At 63.6% G+C, this 16969-nt stretch carries 12 protein-coding genes and 1 tRNA gene; 11 read left to right on the plus strand and 2 right to left on the minus strand.

What is annotated here, in order from left to right:
* The first annotated feature begins 147 nt into the window (after window positions 1-147).
* The 9 genes from IVA79_RS26680 to IVA79_RS26720 all read left to right on the plus strand — a co-directional run bounded on the left by IVA79_RS26680 (window position 148) and on the right by IVA79_RS26720 (window position 10081).
* Window positions 148-978, plus strand: coding sequence for an outer membrane beta-barrel protein (locus IVA79_RS26680; protein ID WP_247558567.1), 831 nt, complete (start codon window positions 148-150; stop codon window positions 976-978).
* Window positions 979-1146: 168 nt separating this feature from the next.
* Window positions 1147-2007 (plus strand): outer membrane beta-barrel protein, encoded by an 861-nt coding sequence (locus IVA79_RS26685; RefSeq protein ID WP_247558569.1) that lies wholly within the window; start codon window positions 1147-1149, stop codon window positions 2005-2007.
* Between the two features lie 73 nt (window positions 2008-2080).
* The gene (locus tag IVA79_RS26690; RefSeq protein ID WP_247558571.1) at window positions 2081-2671 is read left to right on the plus strand and encodes a glutathione S-transferase family protein; all 591 of its coding nucleotides are present in this window, start codon (window positions 2081-2083) and stop codon (window positions 2669-2671) included.
* Between the two features lie 15 nt (window positions 2672-2686).
* Window positions 2687-3151, plus strand: a complete 465-nt coding sequence (locus IVA79_RS26695; protein ID WP_247558573.1) for a GNAT family N-acetyltransferase — start codon at window positions 2687-2689, stop codon at window positions 3149-3151.
* Window positions 3152-3308: 157 nt separating this feature from the next.
* Window positions 3309-3515: a hypothetical protein gene (locus tag IVA79_RS26700; RefSeq protein WP_247558576.1), complete on the plus strand. Its 207-nt coding sequence runs from the start codon at window positions 3309-3311 to the stop codon at window positions 3513-3515.
* 81 nt (window positions 3516-3596) lie between these two features.
* Window positions 3597-4769, plus strand: coding sequence for a phosphoserine transaminase (locus tag IVA79_RS26705; RefSeq protein ID WP_247558578.1), 1173 nt, complete (start codon window positions 3597-3599; stop codon window positions 4767-4769).
* Between the two features lie 170 nt (window positions 4770-4939).
* Window positions 4940-6529 carry a phosphoglycerate dehydrogenase gene (gene serA / locus IVA79_RS26710; RefSeq protein ID WP_247558581.1) on the plus strand — a complete coding sequence of 530 codons (1590 nt, stop codon included), beginning with the start codon at window positions 4940-4942 and terminating at the stop codon, window positions 6527-6529.
* 205 nt (window positions 6530-6734) lie between these two features.
* Window positions 6735-7907, plus strand: a complete 1173-nt coding sequence (locus IVA79_RS26715; RefSeq protein ID WP_247558584.1) for an acetyl-CoA C-acyltransferase — start codon at window positions 6735-6737, stop codon at window positions 7905-7907.
* Window positions 7908-8107: 200 nt separating this feature from the next.
* A complete protein-coding gene (locus IVA79_RS26720; protein WP_247558586.1) occupies window positions 8108-10081 on the plus strand; it encodes a methyl-accepting chemotaxis protein in 1974 nt (657 codons plus the stop codon).
* Between the two features lie 133 nt (window positions 10082-10214).
* On the opposite strand, the gene IVA79_RS26725 is transcribed toward IVA79_RS26720, so the two are convergent.
* Complete coding sequence (locus IVA79_RS26725) at window positions 10215-13568, minus strand: PAS domain-containing protein (RefSeq protein WP_247558588.1); 3354 nt, start codon at window positions 13566-13568, stop codon at window positions 10215-10217.
* Window positions 13569-14061: 493 nt separating this feature from the next.
* Here IVA79_RS26725 and IVA79_RS26730 point away from each other — a divergent pair, with 493 nt between their 5' ends.
* Window positions 14062-14496 carry a phasin gene (locus IVA79_RS26730; protein ID WP_247558590.1) on the plus strand — a complete coding sequence of 145 codons (435 nt, stop codon included), beginning with the start codon at window positions 14062-14064 and terminating at the stop codon, window positions 14494-14496.
* A 336-nt stretch (window positions 14497-14832) separates the two neighbouring features.
* Window positions 14833-14909: transfer RNA gene (locus tag IVA79_RS26735), tRNA-His, on the plus strand.
* Window positions 14910-15315: 406 nt separating this feature from the next.
* Here IVA79_RS26735 and IVA79_RS26740 read toward each other — a convergent pair.
* Window positions 15316-16614, minus strand: a complete 1299-nt coding sequence (locus IVA79_RS26740) for a hypothetical protein (RefSeq protein WP_247558592.1) — start codon at window positions 16612-16614, stop codon at window positions 15316-15318.
* Between the last annotated feature and the right edge of the window lie 355 nt (window positions 16615-16969).

Consider the following 16969-nt stretch of genomic DNA (forward strand, 5'->3'; position numbering starts at 1 on the left):
AACCGCATCCGCGTGCAGGTAGAGAAAAAATCAACCTTAAAAATTAGGGTTAAGTGGCGCTTAAACATTTGCTGGCATCGTCCGCTCCGTGAGTTTCCAGAACGTGAGGCCTGCGTATTTGCCTCACCGGCCAAAAGGACGAAGCCAATGCGTAGCGTTAAGTCTCTCCTTGCCGCGGGTGCGGCAACCCTGATCTCGTCGATGGCGTTCGCCGCCGATATGCCGATCGCGGCGCCCCCTCCGATGTACGCGCCGCCGGCTCCGCCCGCCGATTTCGGCGGCTGGTATCTGCGCGGCGATATCGGCATGACCAACCAGAGCGCCAAGCGCATCGACAGTGCCATTGCGTATCCGACCACTACGGAGGGTGTTGGCTTCGACTCCTCGCCGCTGTTCGATCTCGGTGTCGGCTATCGCTTCAACAACTGGTTCCGCACCGACGTGATCGGCCAGTACCGTGGCAAGGCCAATCTGCACGGCGCAAACAACGTCTCCTACGCCGCTAACGATTTCGGATCGAACAACTACAGCGGCAGCAAATCCGAGTGGGTCGTCATGGCGAACGCCTATGTCGATCTCGGCACCTGGTGGTGCATCACCCCGTTCATCGGTGCCGGCGTCGGTGGCTCCTACAACAAGCTCAGCGGCTTCCGCGACGACGGCACCCGGATCACGGCCGGTGCGCTGTCGAACAGCGTGACCTACTTCGGCGACAACGGGAAGTGGAATTTCGCCTGGGCCGCTCACGCCGGTCTCGCCTATAAGGTCAATCCGGGCTTCACCGTCGAACTGGCCTACAGCTACATGAACCTTGGCGATGCCGCGCCTGGCAACTACCGCTTCTATGACTACAGCCAGTCCGGGCCGTCTACGATCAAGGTCAAGGACATCACCTCGCACGACATCAAGCTCGGCGTGCGCTGGGATCTCAACAGCCCGCCGGCCTACATGCCGCCGCCGCTGGTCACCAAGGGCTGATCGCGACGTCGATCGGTTAGGACTTCTTAACGGCGCGGGATCATCCCGCGCCGTTTTGCTTTGCGGATTTTTCATGGCCCGCCTGCGACGAAGCCGCCCGACGCAACCATTGGTTAAGGTTAACAGGCGATGATCATCGCAACAGTTCGAGTCCGATGGAGCGTTGCGATGCGTAGGCTGATGTTGGCGGCAGCGATGTTGGGGACGGTGTCTGCCGCGCACGCGGCCGACATGCCGGACCTGCCGATCCTGCGCGGCGGCTTCACGGACGGTCTGTCGAAGTCCTCTGTCAACTGGGACGGCTTCTACGTCGGCGGTCAGTTCGGTTTCGCCACGACCGAGATGGATTTCAGTCGCGCCCCGAAATCGATGACGGACTTCATGCTGCGCGACAGCATCCTGCAGGCTCCGGTTGGAGGATGGTCGCTGCTGCCGAAGAATCACGTCCAAAGCACGGGATTCGGTGCCTATGTCGGGCGGAATTGGCAGTTTTACGACGCTGTGATGGGCGTCGAAGCCAACTACAGCTACGTGAACAATCTCTCGAGTACTGCAAGCGATTCCATGACGCGCTTGATCCCCGGTGAAACCGCGCCCACGGATCACGTCTATTCCTACAACACGACGCTCGGCGGCGGCGCCGCATTGCAGCTCAAGGACTATGTGACCTTCCGGGGGCGGGTTGGATGGTCGGGCGGAGACTTCATGCCTTATGCGTTCGGCGGTCTTGCAATCGGACGTGCCGACGTATCGAGGTTCGCGACCGTGTCGTATCTGAAATACGACGACTACACGGATCCCAACACCGGAATCACGAGTCGCACGACCATCGGCTCCGGAACGATGACGCAGACCGAGAGGCGCGCGAACAGCTTCATCTACGGATGGACAGGGGGCATCGGCATCGAATACGCGCTGCTCGACTGTATCATCCTGCGCGGCGAATGGGAGCATGTCGGGTTCTCGAACGCCAAGAACATCTCGGTCAACTTGAACAATTTCCGCGTGGGTGCCGGCTACAAGTTCTAGGGCCGCGTTTGCAGCCGGTTGACACGGCTGCGCTGTCCTGATGCTCTATCGCTGAACGCGGGGCGCGGCGGCGATGAAGATCTACGGCGACAGCAATTCCGGCAATTGCCTCAAGGTGAAATGGGCCTGCGATCATCTCGCATTGCCCTACCGCTGGATCGAAATCGACACGCGCAAGGGCGAGACGCGCACGCCGCAATTCCTTGCGATGAACGGCGCCGGCCAGGTGCCCACCGTCGCCTTCGACGATGGCCGCACGCTGGCGCAGTCCAATGCCATCATCCGCTATCTCGCCCGCGACAGCGCGCTGGTTCCGCGCGACGCTTTCGTTGCGGCCAAGATGGACGAATGGCTGTTCTGGGAACAGTACAGCCACGAGCCCTATATCGCGGTGTGCCGCTTTGTCCTCGTCTATCTCGGCAAGGATGTGTCCGAGCTCGATCCTGACAAGGTCAAGCGTGGCTATGCGGCGCTCGACCGCATGGAGCAGCATCTGGCGGCCAGCCGCTTCTTCGCCGGCGAGGTAGTTTCACTCGCCGATGTCTCGCTGCTTGCCTATACCCGCGTGGCGCATGAAGGCGGCTTCGACCTCGGCCGCTATGCGTCCGTCCGCCGCTGGATCGGCGAAGTTGAAGCGTTTCTCGGCCTTCCGCCGGCGCGCTGAGGTGGAGTTTTCGCCATGAGCGCTGGATCCGTCTCCATTCGCCGTGCGCGCCGCGACGACGTTCCCGCCATCGTGGCGATGCTCGCCGACGATCATCTCGGCCGCGCGCGCGAGCGCGTCGAGGATCCGTTGCCCGCCGTCTATTACGACGCATTCGCGCGGGTCGAGCGCGATTCGAATCTGACGCTCGTTGTGGCTGAGATCGAGGGCAGGGTGGTTGGCTGCCTGCAACTCGCCGTTCTCTCGGGCATCAGCTCGCAAGGCGGCATGCGCGGCCTGCTCGAAGACGTGCGCGTTGCCACCGATTGCCGCAGTCGCGGGATCGGCGAGCGCCTGGTGCAGTGGGCGATCGCGGAAGCCAAGGCGCGCGGCTGCAATCTGGTCGAATTGCTGACGCATCAGACGCGCGTCGACGCGCAGCGCTTCTACAAGCGGCTCGGATTCACAGCGAGTCACGTCGGCATGACTGTCCGCTTTTGAGCCAGCTGCTTGCGAGCCTTGCGCAATCAGCACATTCAGATCGCGCATTCCTTCGTGTTAAGGGCCGATAAACTACCCGCCGGTCGTTCACGTTGATGAGGGAACGAACGGTGCTACGGCAGCGTCAGACACCGAGCTCGGTCGGTTCGGGGATTTCATGGCAAGCTATTCGATGATCAAGGTCGGCAACGACTATGTCGTGCAGGCCAATGACAAATGCATTTTGAAGGTCGGCAGCCGCCGCAAGGCGGCGCAATTGATCAGCGAGGCCACGGACTTGCTGAACGCGCTCGCGCCGGTGGAATCCCCTGATATCGCGCCGGAGGCGCCTTCACTCCGCCGTGCGACGCCGGAAGTTTCTTGACTGGCCTTCCCGATTCCCGTATCAGCCGCGGCGGGACACCTCCCCCCAACGGGAGGCTGACTATCTGGAAGGGTAGATATTATGACTGTAGCGAAGCCCGCTTCGCGGCCGAACGTGCCGCATTTCTCCTCCGGCCCCTGCGCCAAGCGCCCCGGCTGGAACGCCCAAAATCTCAAGGACGCAGCGCTCGGCCGTTCGCATCGCGCGAAGGTCGGCAAGACCAAGCTCAAGCTCGCGATCGATCTGACGCGCGAAGTGCTCGAGGTCCCCGCCGATTACCGTATCGGCATCGTGCCGGCCTCCGATACCGGCGCGGTCGAGATGGCGCTGTGGTCGTTGCTCGGTGCACGCCCCGTCACCACGCTCGCCTGGGAATCCTTCGGTGAGGGCTGGGTCAGCGACATCGTCAAGGAATTGAAGCTCAAGGACGTCACCAAGCTGAACGCGGGCTACGGTGAAATCCCCGACCTTTCGAAGGTCGATCCCGCGAGCGACGTCGTCTTCACCTGGAACGGCACCACTTCGGGCGTGCGCGTGCCGAATGCCGACTGGATCAAGGCGGATCGCGCCGGCCTGACGATTTGCGACGCGACGTCGGCCGCATTCGCGCAAGCTCTCGACTGGGCGAAGCTCGATGTCGTCACCTTCTCCTGGCAGAAGGCGCTCGGCGGCGAGGCTGCGCACGGCATGCTGATCCTGTCGCCCCGCGCCGTCGAGCGGCTCGAGACCTACAAGCCGGCCTGGCCGCTGCCGAAAATCTTCCGCATGACCAAGGGCGGCAAGATCAACGAAGGCATCTTCGTCGGCGAGACCATCAACACGCCGTCGATGCTCTGCGTCGAGGATTATCTCGACGCGCTGAACTGGGCCAAGTCGATCGGCGGCTTGAAGGCGCTGATCGCGCGTGCCGACGCCAACACCAAGGTGCTCGCCGACTGGAAGGCGAAGACGCCGTGGATCGACTTCCTGGCCAAGGATGCCGCGATCCGCTCCAACACCTCGGTGTGCCTCAAGTTCACCGATCCCTCGATCACCTCGCTGTCCGAGGACGCGCAGGCCGACTTCTCCAAGAAGCTGGTCGCGCTGGTCGAGAAGGAAGGCGCCGGCTACGACTTCGCCTATTACCGCGATGCGCCGGCCGGCCTGCGCATCTGGTGCGGCGCCACCGTCGAGGCCAGGGACGTCGAGCTGCTGACGCAGTGGATCGACTGGGCTTTTGCCGAGACCAAGGCCGCGCTGGCGAAAGCGGCGTGATGTTCTGACCCTCCCCTTGAGGGGGAGGGTCGACGCACCGTCAGGTGCGTCGGGGTGGGGTGATCTCTCCACGCGGCGCACTTTCGAATTTTCAGTTTGCAGCTTCACCCCACACCCCGGCGCTCCGCGCCGACCCTCCCCCTCCAGGGAGGGTGTGAAGGAAGACATCCATGACCAAACCCAAAGTTCTCATTTCCGACGCGCTCTCGCCCGCCGCCGTGCAGATCTTCAAGGACCGCGGCGTCGAGGTCGACTTCCAGCCCAATCTCGGCAAGGACAAGGACAAGCTTGCCGAGATCATCGGCAATTACGACGGCCTTGCGATCCGCTCCGCGACCAAGGCGACCGCAAAGATCCTCGACAAGGCGACCAACCTCAAGGTGATCGGCCGCGCCGGCATCGGCGTCGACAATGTCGAGATTCCCGCCGCGACGGCCAAGGGCATCATCGTGATGAATACGCCGTTCGGCAATTCGATCACGACCGCCGAGCACGCCGTCACCCTGATGCTGGCGCTCGCCCGCGAGATTCCGCAGGCCGACGCCTCGACCCAGGCCGGCAAGTGGGAGAAGAACCGCTTCATGGGCGTCGAGATCACCGGCAAGGTGCTGGGCGTCGTCGGCTGCGGCAATATCGGCTCGATCGTCGCCGACCGCGCACTGGGCCTGCGCATGAAGGTGATCGCGTTCGATCCTTTCCTCTCGCCCGAGCGGGCCAAGGACATCGGCGTCGAGAAGGTCGAGCTCGACGATCTGCTCAAGCGTGCCGACTTCATCACGCTGCACACGCCGCTGACCGAGAAGACGAAGAACATCATCGACGCGGCCGCAATCGCCAAGATGAAGAAGGGCGTGCGCCTGATCAACTGCGCCCGCGGCGGTCTCGTCGACGAGCAGGCCGTGATCGATGCGCTCAATTCCAAGCACATCGCCGGCGCCGCCTTCGACGTCTTCGTCGAGGAGCCCGCGACCAAGAACGTGCTGTTCGGCCATCCCAACGTGATCTGCACGCCGCATCTCGGCGCCTCCACCACGGAAGCGCAGGAGAACGTCGCGCTCCAGGTCGCCGAGCAGATGTCGGACTACCTGCTCACCGGCGCGATCTCGAACGCGGTCAATTTCCCCTCGATCACCGCCGAAGAAGCGCCGAAGCTAAAGCCGTTCATCGCGCTCGCCGAGAAGCTCGGCTCGTTTGCCGGCCAGCTCACCGAGAGCGGCATCCTCAAGGTCGAGATCACCTATGAGGGCCACGTTGCCGAGATGAAGATCAAGGCGATCACGTCAGCCGTGCTGTCGGGCCTGCTGCGGCCGATGCTGGGCGAGGTCAATGTGGTGTCCGCGCCCGTCGTCGCCAAGGAGCGCGGCATGGTGGTGGACGAGATCGTGCGCGCCGCGCAGAGCGACTATGAGAGCCTGATCACGGTGACGGTTGCGACCGAACGCCAGGAGCGCTCGGTCTCCGGCACCGTCTATCACGACGGCAAGCCGCGCCTGGTCGACATCAAGGGCATCCGCGTCGACGCCGAGTTCGGCAAGTCGATGATCTACGTGACCAATGAGGATAAGCCGGGCTTCATCGGCAAGTTCGCCGGCCTCTTGGGCGACGCCAAGATCAACATCGCCACCTTCCATCTCGGCCGCGTCGAGCAGGGCGGCGACGCCATCGCGCTGGTCGAGGTCGACGGCGCGGTGCCGGCGGACGTGCTCGCCAAGGTGCAGGCCCTGCCGCAGGTCAAGCAGGCCAAGGCGCTGACGTTCTGATCTTCACCTCTCCCCGCTGGGGAGAGGTGACGGAGCAAGCCGACAGAAGCGGATATTATCACGCCCGTCGCCATATATTCCGACCCGCGGAACAACGCCGCCTCCATCACCGGAGGCGGCGTTTTTATTTCTCCCGCAGTCTTCCAACTTTGTGTACCAATGGCGCAAGGACGCTTCGTTCGATCGTTCGAAAAGGGAGAAATACATGCGTGAAGCCGTCATCGTTTCCTATGCGCGCACGGGCCTCGCAAAATCCGGCCGCGGCGGGTTCAACATCACGCCGCCGATGTCGCTCGCGGCCCATGCCATTCATCACGCGGTCGACCGCGCCGGCGTCGACAAGGACTATGTCGAGGACTGCTATCTCGGCAATTGCGCCCATGGCGCGCCGAACATCGGCCGCCAGGCCGCGCTGCTTGCCGGCCTGCCGAAGACCACGGCCGGCGTCTCGGTGAACCGGTTCTGCTCCTCGGGGCTGCAGACCATCGCGATGGCCGCCAACTCGATCCGCTCGGACGGCGCCGATTGCATCGTCGCCGGCGGCGTCGAGAGCATCTCGATGCCGGGCGGCGGCACGCCGAAGGAATCGATCGATCCTGAATTGCTCAAGGTCGCCCCCGATATCTTCATGGCGATGATCGACACCGCCGACATCGTCGCCGAGCGCTACAAGCTCAGCCGCGAATATCAGGACGAGTTCTCGCTGGAATCGCAGCGCCGCATGGCGGCGTCGCAGCAGGCGGGCAAGTACAAGGACGAGATCGTCCCGATGAAGACCAAGATGAAAGTCGTCGACAAGCAGACCAAGGCGGAGTCGATCGTCGACTACGTCGTCGACCGCGACGAATGCAATCGCCCTGACACCACGCTGGAAGGGTTGGCAAAACTCGAGCCGGTGAAAGGTCCAGGCAAGTTCGTCACCGCCGGCAATGCCAGCCAGCTCTCGGACGGCGCCGCGGCCGTGGTGCTGATGGAAGCCAAGGACGCCGAGAAGCGCGGCCTCAAGCCGCTCGGCCGCTTCGTCGCCTGGGCGACCGCGGGCTGCGAGCCCGACGAGATGGGGATCGGCCCGGTGTTCGCGATTCCCAAGCTGCTCAAGCGTACCGGCCTCAAGGTCGACGACATCGATCTGTGGGAGCTCAACGAAGCCTTCGCCAGCCAGTGCCTGTACTGCCGCGACCAGCTCGGCATCGATCCCGCCAAGTACAACGTCAATGGCGGCTCGATCGCGATCGGCCATCCCTTCGGCATGACCGGCGCCCGTCTCACCGGCCATCTGCTGCAGGAAGGCGCGCGCCGCAAGGCCAAATGGGGCGTGGTGACGATGTGCATCGGCGGCGGCCAGGGCGGCGCCGGGCTGTTCGAGATCTACAGCTAAGACGATCCGCTACCCGCGGCGTCAAGACAGGAAGCACGGCGCCGCAAGCGCCGTGTTTCTTTTTTGGAACCAGCTTGTGCACCTCATCGTGCATAAGGGCGAGTATTGTGACAAATACACGTATTCGTACGTGCCCGCAAATTAACGGAAGCTTTGAACCATTGCTTCATCAACCGTATTTGCAGCCATTGGGTTTTCAGATGCGGTTCCTTTCCCTTCGTCTCACTCACAAGATCACGGCCATCGGCGTGATCGGCGTCGCCGGTGTCGTCCTGATCGGCGGCATCCATCTCTATGGCGAGCGCGCGATGGCCGTCTATCGCGACGCCGCCGAGAACGCGCGCACGATCCAGGAGCTGAACAGCAGGATCGCGATCGAGCTGCTCGAGGCACGTCGCGCCGAGAAGGATTTCCTGCTGCGCAATGACGCCGGCAAGGCGCAGCGGCAGGTCGAGATCGGCAGGGAGGTTGCCCTCGACATCGAGAAGCTGCGCGGCAGGATCGCCGCGCTCGGCAAGCCCGATCTGGCGCGCCAGATCGACGCGATGAATGCCTCGCTCAGGGATTATCAGGCGCATTTCACCGCCGTGGTCGAGACCAAGCAGCGGCTTGGGCTCGACGAGAAGTCCGGCCTCGAGGGGCGCCTGCGCGCCTCCGTGCACGACATCGAAGCCAGGGTCGATCAATTGCACAATGCGCCGCTTCGCGTGACCATGCTGATGATGCGCCGTCACGAGAAGGATTTCATGCTGCGCCGTGACGCCAGATATGGCGAGGACATCAAGAAGCGCGCGGGCGAATTCCTCTCCGGCGTCGATGCTGCCGATATGTCCGATGCTGCGAAGACGGAGCTGCGCGCGAAGCTTGCCGACTATCAGCGCGATTTTTCTGCCTGGATGGACGCCGCGCTAGCGCTCGCCGCCCGGCAGAAGGCAATGTCGGAGGCGTTCGCCGCCGTCGAGCCCGTCATCGAGCAGGTGTCGAAATCGGTCGACCGGATCCGCATCGAAGCCGACCGGCTCAACGATGTCGAGCGCGACGGCATTCAATGGTGGATCGGCGTTGCCATCGCGCTGATTGCATCCGCCGTGCTCGGCCTCGGCGTGTTCATCGGCCGCTCGGTCTCCAAGCCGCTGTCCGCGATGCGGGCGGCGATGATCGAGCTTGCCAACGGCAATTTCGCCGTCGTTCTGCCCGGGCTCGGCCGTCCCGACGAAATCGGCGAGATCGCGCAGGCGGTCGAGACGTTCAAGATCAATGCCGAACGGAAGGCGCAGGAAGAAGCCGAGGAGAAGATCAGGCAGGACAAGCTCGCCGCCGAGCGCCGCCGTGCCGACATGATCAGGATGGCCGACGATTTCGAGGGCGCGATCGGCGAGATCGTCGAGACGGTGTCGTCGGCGGCCAACGAGCTCGAGGCCTCGGCCACGTCCCTGACCACCACCGCCAGCCGGTCGACCGAGCTTGCCACGCTGGTGGAAGCTGCCTCGGAAGAGGCCGCGACCAACGTGCAGTCGGTGGCTTCCGCCGCGGAGGAGCTCACCGCCTCCGTCAACGAGATCAGCCGTCAGGTGCAGGCCTCCGCGCGCATGGCGGGCGAAGCCGTCAGCCAGGCCGGGCAGACCAACGATCGCGTCAGCGAATTGTCGAAGGCGGCCGCGCGCATCGGCGACGTGATCGAGCTGATCAACGCCATCGCAGGGCAGACCAACCTGTTGGCGCTGAACGCCACCATCGAGGCCGCGCGCGCGGGCGAAGCCGGGCGCGGCTTTGCCGTGGTGGCCTCGGAAGTGAAGGCGCTCGCGGAGCAGACCGCGAAGGCGACCGGCGACATCGGTCAGCAGATCTCGAGCATCCAGGTTGCGACGGAGGATTCGGTCGGCGCCATCAAGTCCATCGGCGGCACGATCGAACGGCTGTCGGAGATCTCCTCGACCATCGCCGCCGCGGTCGAGGAGCAAGGCGCCGCGACCAGCGAGATCTCGCGCAACGTCCAGAGCGCCGCCGCCGGCACTACCCAGGTCAGCGCCAACATCTCCAGCGTGCGCCAGGGCGCGACCGAGACCGGCTCGGCCTCCTCGCAGGTGCTTTCTGCGGCGCAGTCGCTGTCGAACGACAGCAGCCGGCTGAAGATCGAGGTGAGCAGGTTCCTGGAGACCGTGCGCGCGGCGTAGACAACGCAGTAGGGGGCGCCGCGCGCAATGATGGCGGAGGCGGCGTAGCCCGCATGAGCGGAGCGATATGCGGGACCTTCCCCGGGTGTCGCTTCGCTCACCCGGGCTACGCAACGCGCGATGACGGTGGAGGCTAAGCCCCCGCCAGCGCCGGCGCGAACACCACTTCGATCAGCGTGCCGTGACCGGCGCTCTTGATGTTGAAGCGGGCGCGGTTGGCTTCGACCAGGGCCTTGGTCAGCGACAGGTTCAGCGCCGTACTGTCCGCGGCGTCGCCGGGCGGCGGAGTGTGGAACGGCTCCATCGCGGCGGCGACTTCGCGCTCGGAAAGACCGTGGCCGGTGTCGCGGATGCGCAGCGCTATCTCGCCGCGGTCGGAGAGCGCGGTCGAGACGATGACCTGGCCGCCGGCGCTGGCCAGCCTGATCGAGTTCGAGATCAGATTCATGGTGATCTGCCGCATCGCGCGCGCGTCCACGCTGACCTGCGGCAGCGCATGCGCGAGCGAGGTGCGGATGATGATGCGCTCGCGATTGGCCTGCGGCTGCATCACCGTGACGCAGGCTTCGACGAGATCGTTGAGGTTGAGGTTGGCGAAGTTGAGATCGAGCTTGCCGGTCTCGATCCGCGACAGCTCCAGGAGGTCGTCGATGATGGCGATGACGCGCTCGCCGGAGGCGCGGATGTCCTTCATGTATTCGCCGTAGCGCTCGTTGCCGAGCGTGCCGAAACGTTCGGAGATCATCACCTCGGCAAAGCCGATGATGGCGTTGAGCGGCGTGCGGATCTCGTGGCTGATCCGCGCCAGCATGTCGGCCTTCGCATTGGCCGCACTGTGGACGAGGCGGCGGGCCTGCGTCAGCTCGCTCTCGCCCTTCTTGCTCTGGGAGAGGTCGCGGAACACGGCGAAGAAGTTCGGCCCGTCGGGCCGGGTGCGGCCCATGATCATCGCGAGCGGAATGACGCCGCCCTTCTTCTCGCGTCCCAGCACTTCGCGGCCGTGGTCGAGCAGGCTCGCAATGTCCTGGCTCTTCAGGCTTTCGAAATAGTCGGCGACGATCTGCTGGCTCTCGGGCGCGAACAGCGTCACCAGATTCTGCTCGAGCAGCGCTTCGCCGTCATAGCCGAACAGCGCCTCGGCGCTGCGGTTGCAGGCGTGGATGTTGCCTTCGGCATCGAACATGACGATGCCCTCGGCCGTGGTGTCGAGGATCGCGGCGAGATCTTCGGCCTCGGCTTCGCCGGCCGCGGGCTCGATTTCGTAAGGGAAGGATTCCGGGACGATGGTCTCGGCGACGACCGCCTCGGCGATGACAGGCTCGGCAATGCCGGGCGCGGTGACGACAGGGGCCGCCTGCGGCAGCGCGCAGATCAGCGCGTGCGCGCTCTCGCCGTCCCAGTCGATCGTGTGCAGATGCGCTTCGGTGGTCGGCAGCGGCGCTTCGCCATTCGCAACCGTCGCGCTGATCGTCACAGGCGTGCCGGCTTGCGAGGTGCTGCTGGCCGAGGACACGCCGGGCTCGACATAGAGCGCGTCCAGCCCGCCGGCATCCTCCAGCGCATGGAGGCTGGCATAGCCCATGCGCGCGAGAAACGCCGGGTTGGCATAGAGCAGGCGGTCGAGCCGGTAGATCAGGATGCCCGTGGGCAACAGGTCGAGCAGTGTGCGGTCGCGCGCGCTGGCGCCGCGTGGCGGCGGCGCGGGCTCGGTCAGCCATTCGGCCGCAGCTTGCGGCGGCTCGGGCTCCGGCGCCGGTGGTTCGGCAATGATCTCCGCCGTGGGCTCGGCGCTATCTGCCGCGATCGTCTCGCGGTCGCGCTCGAGCCGTTCGGACAATTGCCGGGCGAGCTCGTTGAACGCGCTGTTCTCGACCGGCGTCAGCGTCGGCGATCTCTGATCACTGAGTGATCTGACATCGCCGTGTGGGCGGAACGGCACGACATTGGGAGGCGTTTCCAAGGGAGTCTCCACGGGCGTTTCCACGGGCAGGTCCGGTTCGGTTGGATGTGAAGTCGCGTCGCTTGGGGGTTTTGGCAGTTCGGATTCAGGGATCGGCTCAGGCTCGGGTGCGGGCGGCTCGATCGGCTGCCCCGGCGGCTCGGCCAGCAGCGCGAAACGCCTGAGCGAATCGAGCCGGTTGAGGGCGTCGAGATCGCGGCAGACGCCAAAGCCTTTGAAGCCGGCAAAGTTACGCGCGTGATCGTAGACCGGCAGGCCCGCGAGCTCGACCGGGAGATTTTCGCCGCCGTCGGTTGGCCAGTTCACGGTGATGCCGGCCCAGGTGTCGTGGCGCGCCAGCGCCTGTGCGACGCGCCCCTCAGGATCGAGCGAGAAGTGCTCGGCGATCTCGCGCCAGGGGCAGCCGAAGCCTGCGGCGGTGCGCGCGCCGATCAGGCGGATGAATTCGTCGGAGAGAAGCACAAAGCGGCCCTCTGCATCCATCTGCCAGAGGAAGCGCAGCGGATGCTGACGCGGTGCGGGCGGCTCATGTCCCGACGGCGGCTCGACCATGCCTGATGTGATCGGCGCAGCCTGCGGCGACACAATGGCTGCCGGCGGGTTTTCAACCGGAGTCTTTGGCGCGATGTCGGCGGCCTGGTCGGCCACCTCATGCGCCGGCTCTCGAACAATCTCTTCAACCGCGTCCTGAACCGTTGCGGCTTGCGGCGGTTCGCCCGTGATCGTCTCATTGGTCGCGGCCGCCTCGACCGGCTCGGCGAAAACGTCGAACAAGGCGATGCTTTCCGGCGCCTCGTGCGATGGCGGCGCCTCGCTTGGTGCACGCTCGGCTGCGGTCTCGGCAGGAACGGGCTTGGCAGGTGCAGCTTGCGCGGCGGCCGCCGGCTCGATCAGCGCGACCAGGCCGATATCGGCGCCCGTGCCGACCCGTTGCAGCACCATCTGGCCGATGCCGATCGGCGTCTCGGCGCGGCCTTCGCGCAGCGCATCGCTGCGCGCGCGGTCGAGGCCGGCCTCGCCGAGATCGCGAAAGCCGAGCAGGGCGCGGGCGGCTTCGCTGGCGCCGACGAACAGGCCGTCGGGCGCGAACGCCGCCATCGGCACCTTTGCGCCGTCGACCAGACGAAGCAGCCGCTCGACCAGCGGCATGGTGCGCAAGCTCGGATCCATCGCGGTGACGAGCACGCCACGGCCGCCATCGGCAAAGTCGAGCCGGGCGCAGGCGCAGGTCATCAGCGTGCCGAGCCGGGCGCCGAAACCGCGCAGACGTTCGAGCCTGATGGAGCCGTTCGCCGGCAGCTGCCGGGCGAGCCGGGCGACCTGGCGGCGATGGCCGTCGGCCGGGCCAAAAATCCTGCCCGCGAGCGCAGCACTATTTGCCGCGCCGAACAGCTTTGCGCCGACCGGATTGGCCCACAGCACGCGCGCGCCGTCGATCGACCACAGCCAGGCGGGCAGCTGAGAGGTCGCATGCACGGCCAGCCGGGGATCGCCCACACCTCGCAACTGGAAATCCGAACTCGTCATAAGGCCGGCTGTGTCTCACGCTTGACGCTGGCGGCTGCCGGGAATGACAGCCTTAAGAAAGGGTTAGTATCGCCCGCGGCCGCGGGCAGGTCCACGGCCCGGCCCTTCAGGCGCGCCCCTAAGCCGCGATAACCTTAATGTGCCCAAACCCGCAAGCGGGAGCCCGGTTCATCCAACGGATTCGAAGGGGATAGGGCCGCGCGGCATCCGCGGTACCCCTCCAGGGAGGGTAAGAAACGTCCCCGACCCACCTCAACCCCCGGTTCCCCACTCGCGGAACCTCGCCCTCACCGAGATTAAATTATCGCGACGCCCCCCTTGGCGCATTGCGCTGCACAATGTTGACATGATAGGCCGCCATAATACTCGGACTGGGCGAGCCACATCGTTTGTTTCGCGTTTCCAGTCTTCGTTCCCGCCATCGAATGGCCCGGTTGGCCGGCGGGCGCGCCAGAAGGCTCACTCCATTTTTTCATTATCGTGAGGGACGACCATGACAGGTGCGACTGATCCGTTTTCTGCCTCGATCATTCCGTTCGAGGTTCCCGAGCAGATGCGTGCGTTCGCCGAAAAGGGCGTGTCGCAGGCCCGCGAAAGCTACGCCAAGTTCAAGGACGCGGCCGAGACCCACAACGGCACCGTCGAGGCCGTGTTCACCTCGGCCTCCAAGGGCGCGAGCGAGTACACCGCCAAGCTGGTCGAGTTCATGAAGGCCAACAGCAACGCCCAGCTCGACTTCGCCCAGCAGCTGTTCGGCCTGAAGTCGCCGGCCGAAGCGCTGGAGCTGTGGACCGGCCACACCCGCACCCAGCTCGAGACCTTCCAGTCCCAGGCCAAGGAGCTGGTCGAGCTCTCCCAGCGCGTCGCCGCCGAGACCGCCGAGCCGATCAAGGCCAGCGCCTCGAAGTTCTACAAGCCCGCCGCCTGATCCGGCCGGCTGGTTGTCGATCAGAAACCCGGGCTGAAAGGCCCGGGTTTTTTCTTTGCCTCTCCCGCTTGCGGGAGAGGCCGGCGTCCGGACGATGCGAAGCATCGTCAGGCGACGGGTGAGGGCTCTCTCCGCCCGGGGACTCCCAGCAGTCGGGAGAGACAGCCTTTACCGTCGCGATGGCGCCCGATTTCGTTGCATTGAGGGTGGTTTAAGCTGGTTTTTCGCACCATTGCGGCCTTGCCAAAAACGCCCGTTGCACCTAGTTTCCGCCCCGTCCAGCCCCCCTCAGGTCGCCGGCCTTTTCAGGCCCGCTTTGGGGCGGCTCGCCAGGATGCAGTTGTAGCTCAGTTGGTTAGAGCGCCTGTCTGTGGAACAGGAGGTCGGTGGTTCGAGCCCACCCAACTGTACCAGTGATTTCAACCAGTTAGCTACGGTCGTGGTTCGTTCGATCCGTTTAGGTAGCGGAATTGGGTAGCGTGCAGTTGCATATGTGAATGGGAGTCAATTGGGCGCGCGGAGTCCGTCTATCCATCCATTCTCCAGATTTGCGTTCAAATGATTGAAGAGCATTTCTCGCGCGCTTGCTTCCGCATCCTTGTGGTCTCGAAACACCGCTGGACCATCCCGTCCCCGAACAAATTCAGGCACCCACCCGGGAGCGGCATACGCCGCGTAAAAGTAGCCCTCAGCCGCGTACACGGCGCTCGCCGTATAATCATTGCGCGGGCCGCCGCTCTCCATACGCGACACGGCCTTATCGAACAGTGGCCCCTGTAGTTCGTAAAGCGTTGGCATATCGCAATTTCTCGCTTGACGTTAGGACGTGGCGTGTTTGTTCGCCAAGGTATCGAGCTTTCGAGATCGCCGCAGGTAGAACAAGAAATACGGATCGACCACGCTCATCGTACCCGTTAGTTCTTGATCGTCCCACTCTAAGACCCGTTCCTTCGGTGCGATGCGAAGCGCAATTTTAGCGATCTGACGACAAGCTTGCACGATGCTGCTCGCTGAGGGGCCTTCTCCCTTGCAGACCTTTTCGATCCGCGACATCAAGCTGCTGTATGGCACCTCCATCACAGGTGGATCAAAGGCGAGCGCAAGGAGGATAACGCGGTAGACGTCTCCAGTCGTGCCGTCGACGAGTTCGTGAACACGGCGTTCGCTTCCGCGCTCCTTCGGTCCCTGATGCATGTTCGCCACCATCGTGCCGAAATCTGAATGCGTCGATGATTGCTGCAGGATCATGCTTAATTGCTGTGGGCTGAAATCGAAGTTCTTGACGCTGTCGAATTCTTTTTCGATCCCTAGGTTGAAACAAACGTCGAGACAAATTCGCTGCATGAGCTGGGGAGACCCACACGCTTCCCGCGCGATATCCAACAACTTGGCCGACGGAATGCTCACTTGTAGCTTTGCGAAGCCGGCTTTTGCGATCTCCGACAGTTCCTGCGGCGACCAAAACGTCGTATCGACTTGCGCAAGTCGGCCCCTCAGCTCGGGGTTGCTGCGTACAACGTTATCGGCCCTGTGAGGGACCGTTGCGGTGCATATTTTGATCCCTTTCTCTCCTGCGGCCTTAAGCTGCCTTGCCACGTCCTCTTGGACCTCGGATGGAATGTAGTGGAAGTCATCGAGGAACACGACATAGTCACTGTTCGCGATATCTCGGGCAACTCGGGCGAGGCTGTTATCTGATCTCGTTGCGCTGCTAGTGCTCGACTTTGTGCCTGTAGTTTCTGCCGTTCCCTTTCCGGCAGCCTCGACAACAAAGATCGATCCCTTTCCGCTAACCTCACTACCAAACTTGTTTGCGCGGCTTTCCGTGGTTTGTTCTACGACGCTGCTAGGGGCATCCATCCAATTCAGAACGCGCTCCCAAAGAGCCGCTCCACTCGTAATTTCAGCTCCGAAGACATGTATCAGATGTTCTGCACCGACCATCTTTTTCGCGAGAACAGTTTTCCCCGATTTCGACGGACCCGATAAAGATGTGATGACATTGGGCGTGGCAAGCGCCCGTCGGAACTTACCTTCTAGATCCTCTTTGGGCCGCTCAATATAGGTGTACTCTGGAAACTGATTGGGAGTGAAAACATCGGTGGCAAACAGCTTCATGCGAATAACCTAGCTATCGCGAGAGAAAGCCCCAACCTAGACCGGAAATGCGATGAAGTCGATGATAACCCGCTAGGGTTGCGCGGTTCCATCTGGCCATCTGTCCTCCTCGTGTCGTCCCGTGTGGCAGTGCAGGTTTGATCTAGCAAACGCCGGCCGACATCCTACCGGAGCGCCCGCTCTCCGTAGAACCTAATTGCATCGAACTTTTTGATTTCGACGGTCCTCAAGCACCGACGACAATCCACGCGCAGGACGTGCTGCTCGTTACGGTGATGTGCACTAAACCTCACGACGTCAGGCGACATCAATTTGGTGCACTGCCGCCGAAACTGCACCTAAAGCGGGATGCCAC

The organism is Bradyrhizobium sp. 138 (assembly GCF_023074075.1).
Taxonomy (GTDB): domain Bacteria; phylum Pseudomonadota; class Alphaproteobacteria; order Rhizobiales; family Xanthobacteraceae; genus Bradyrhizobium.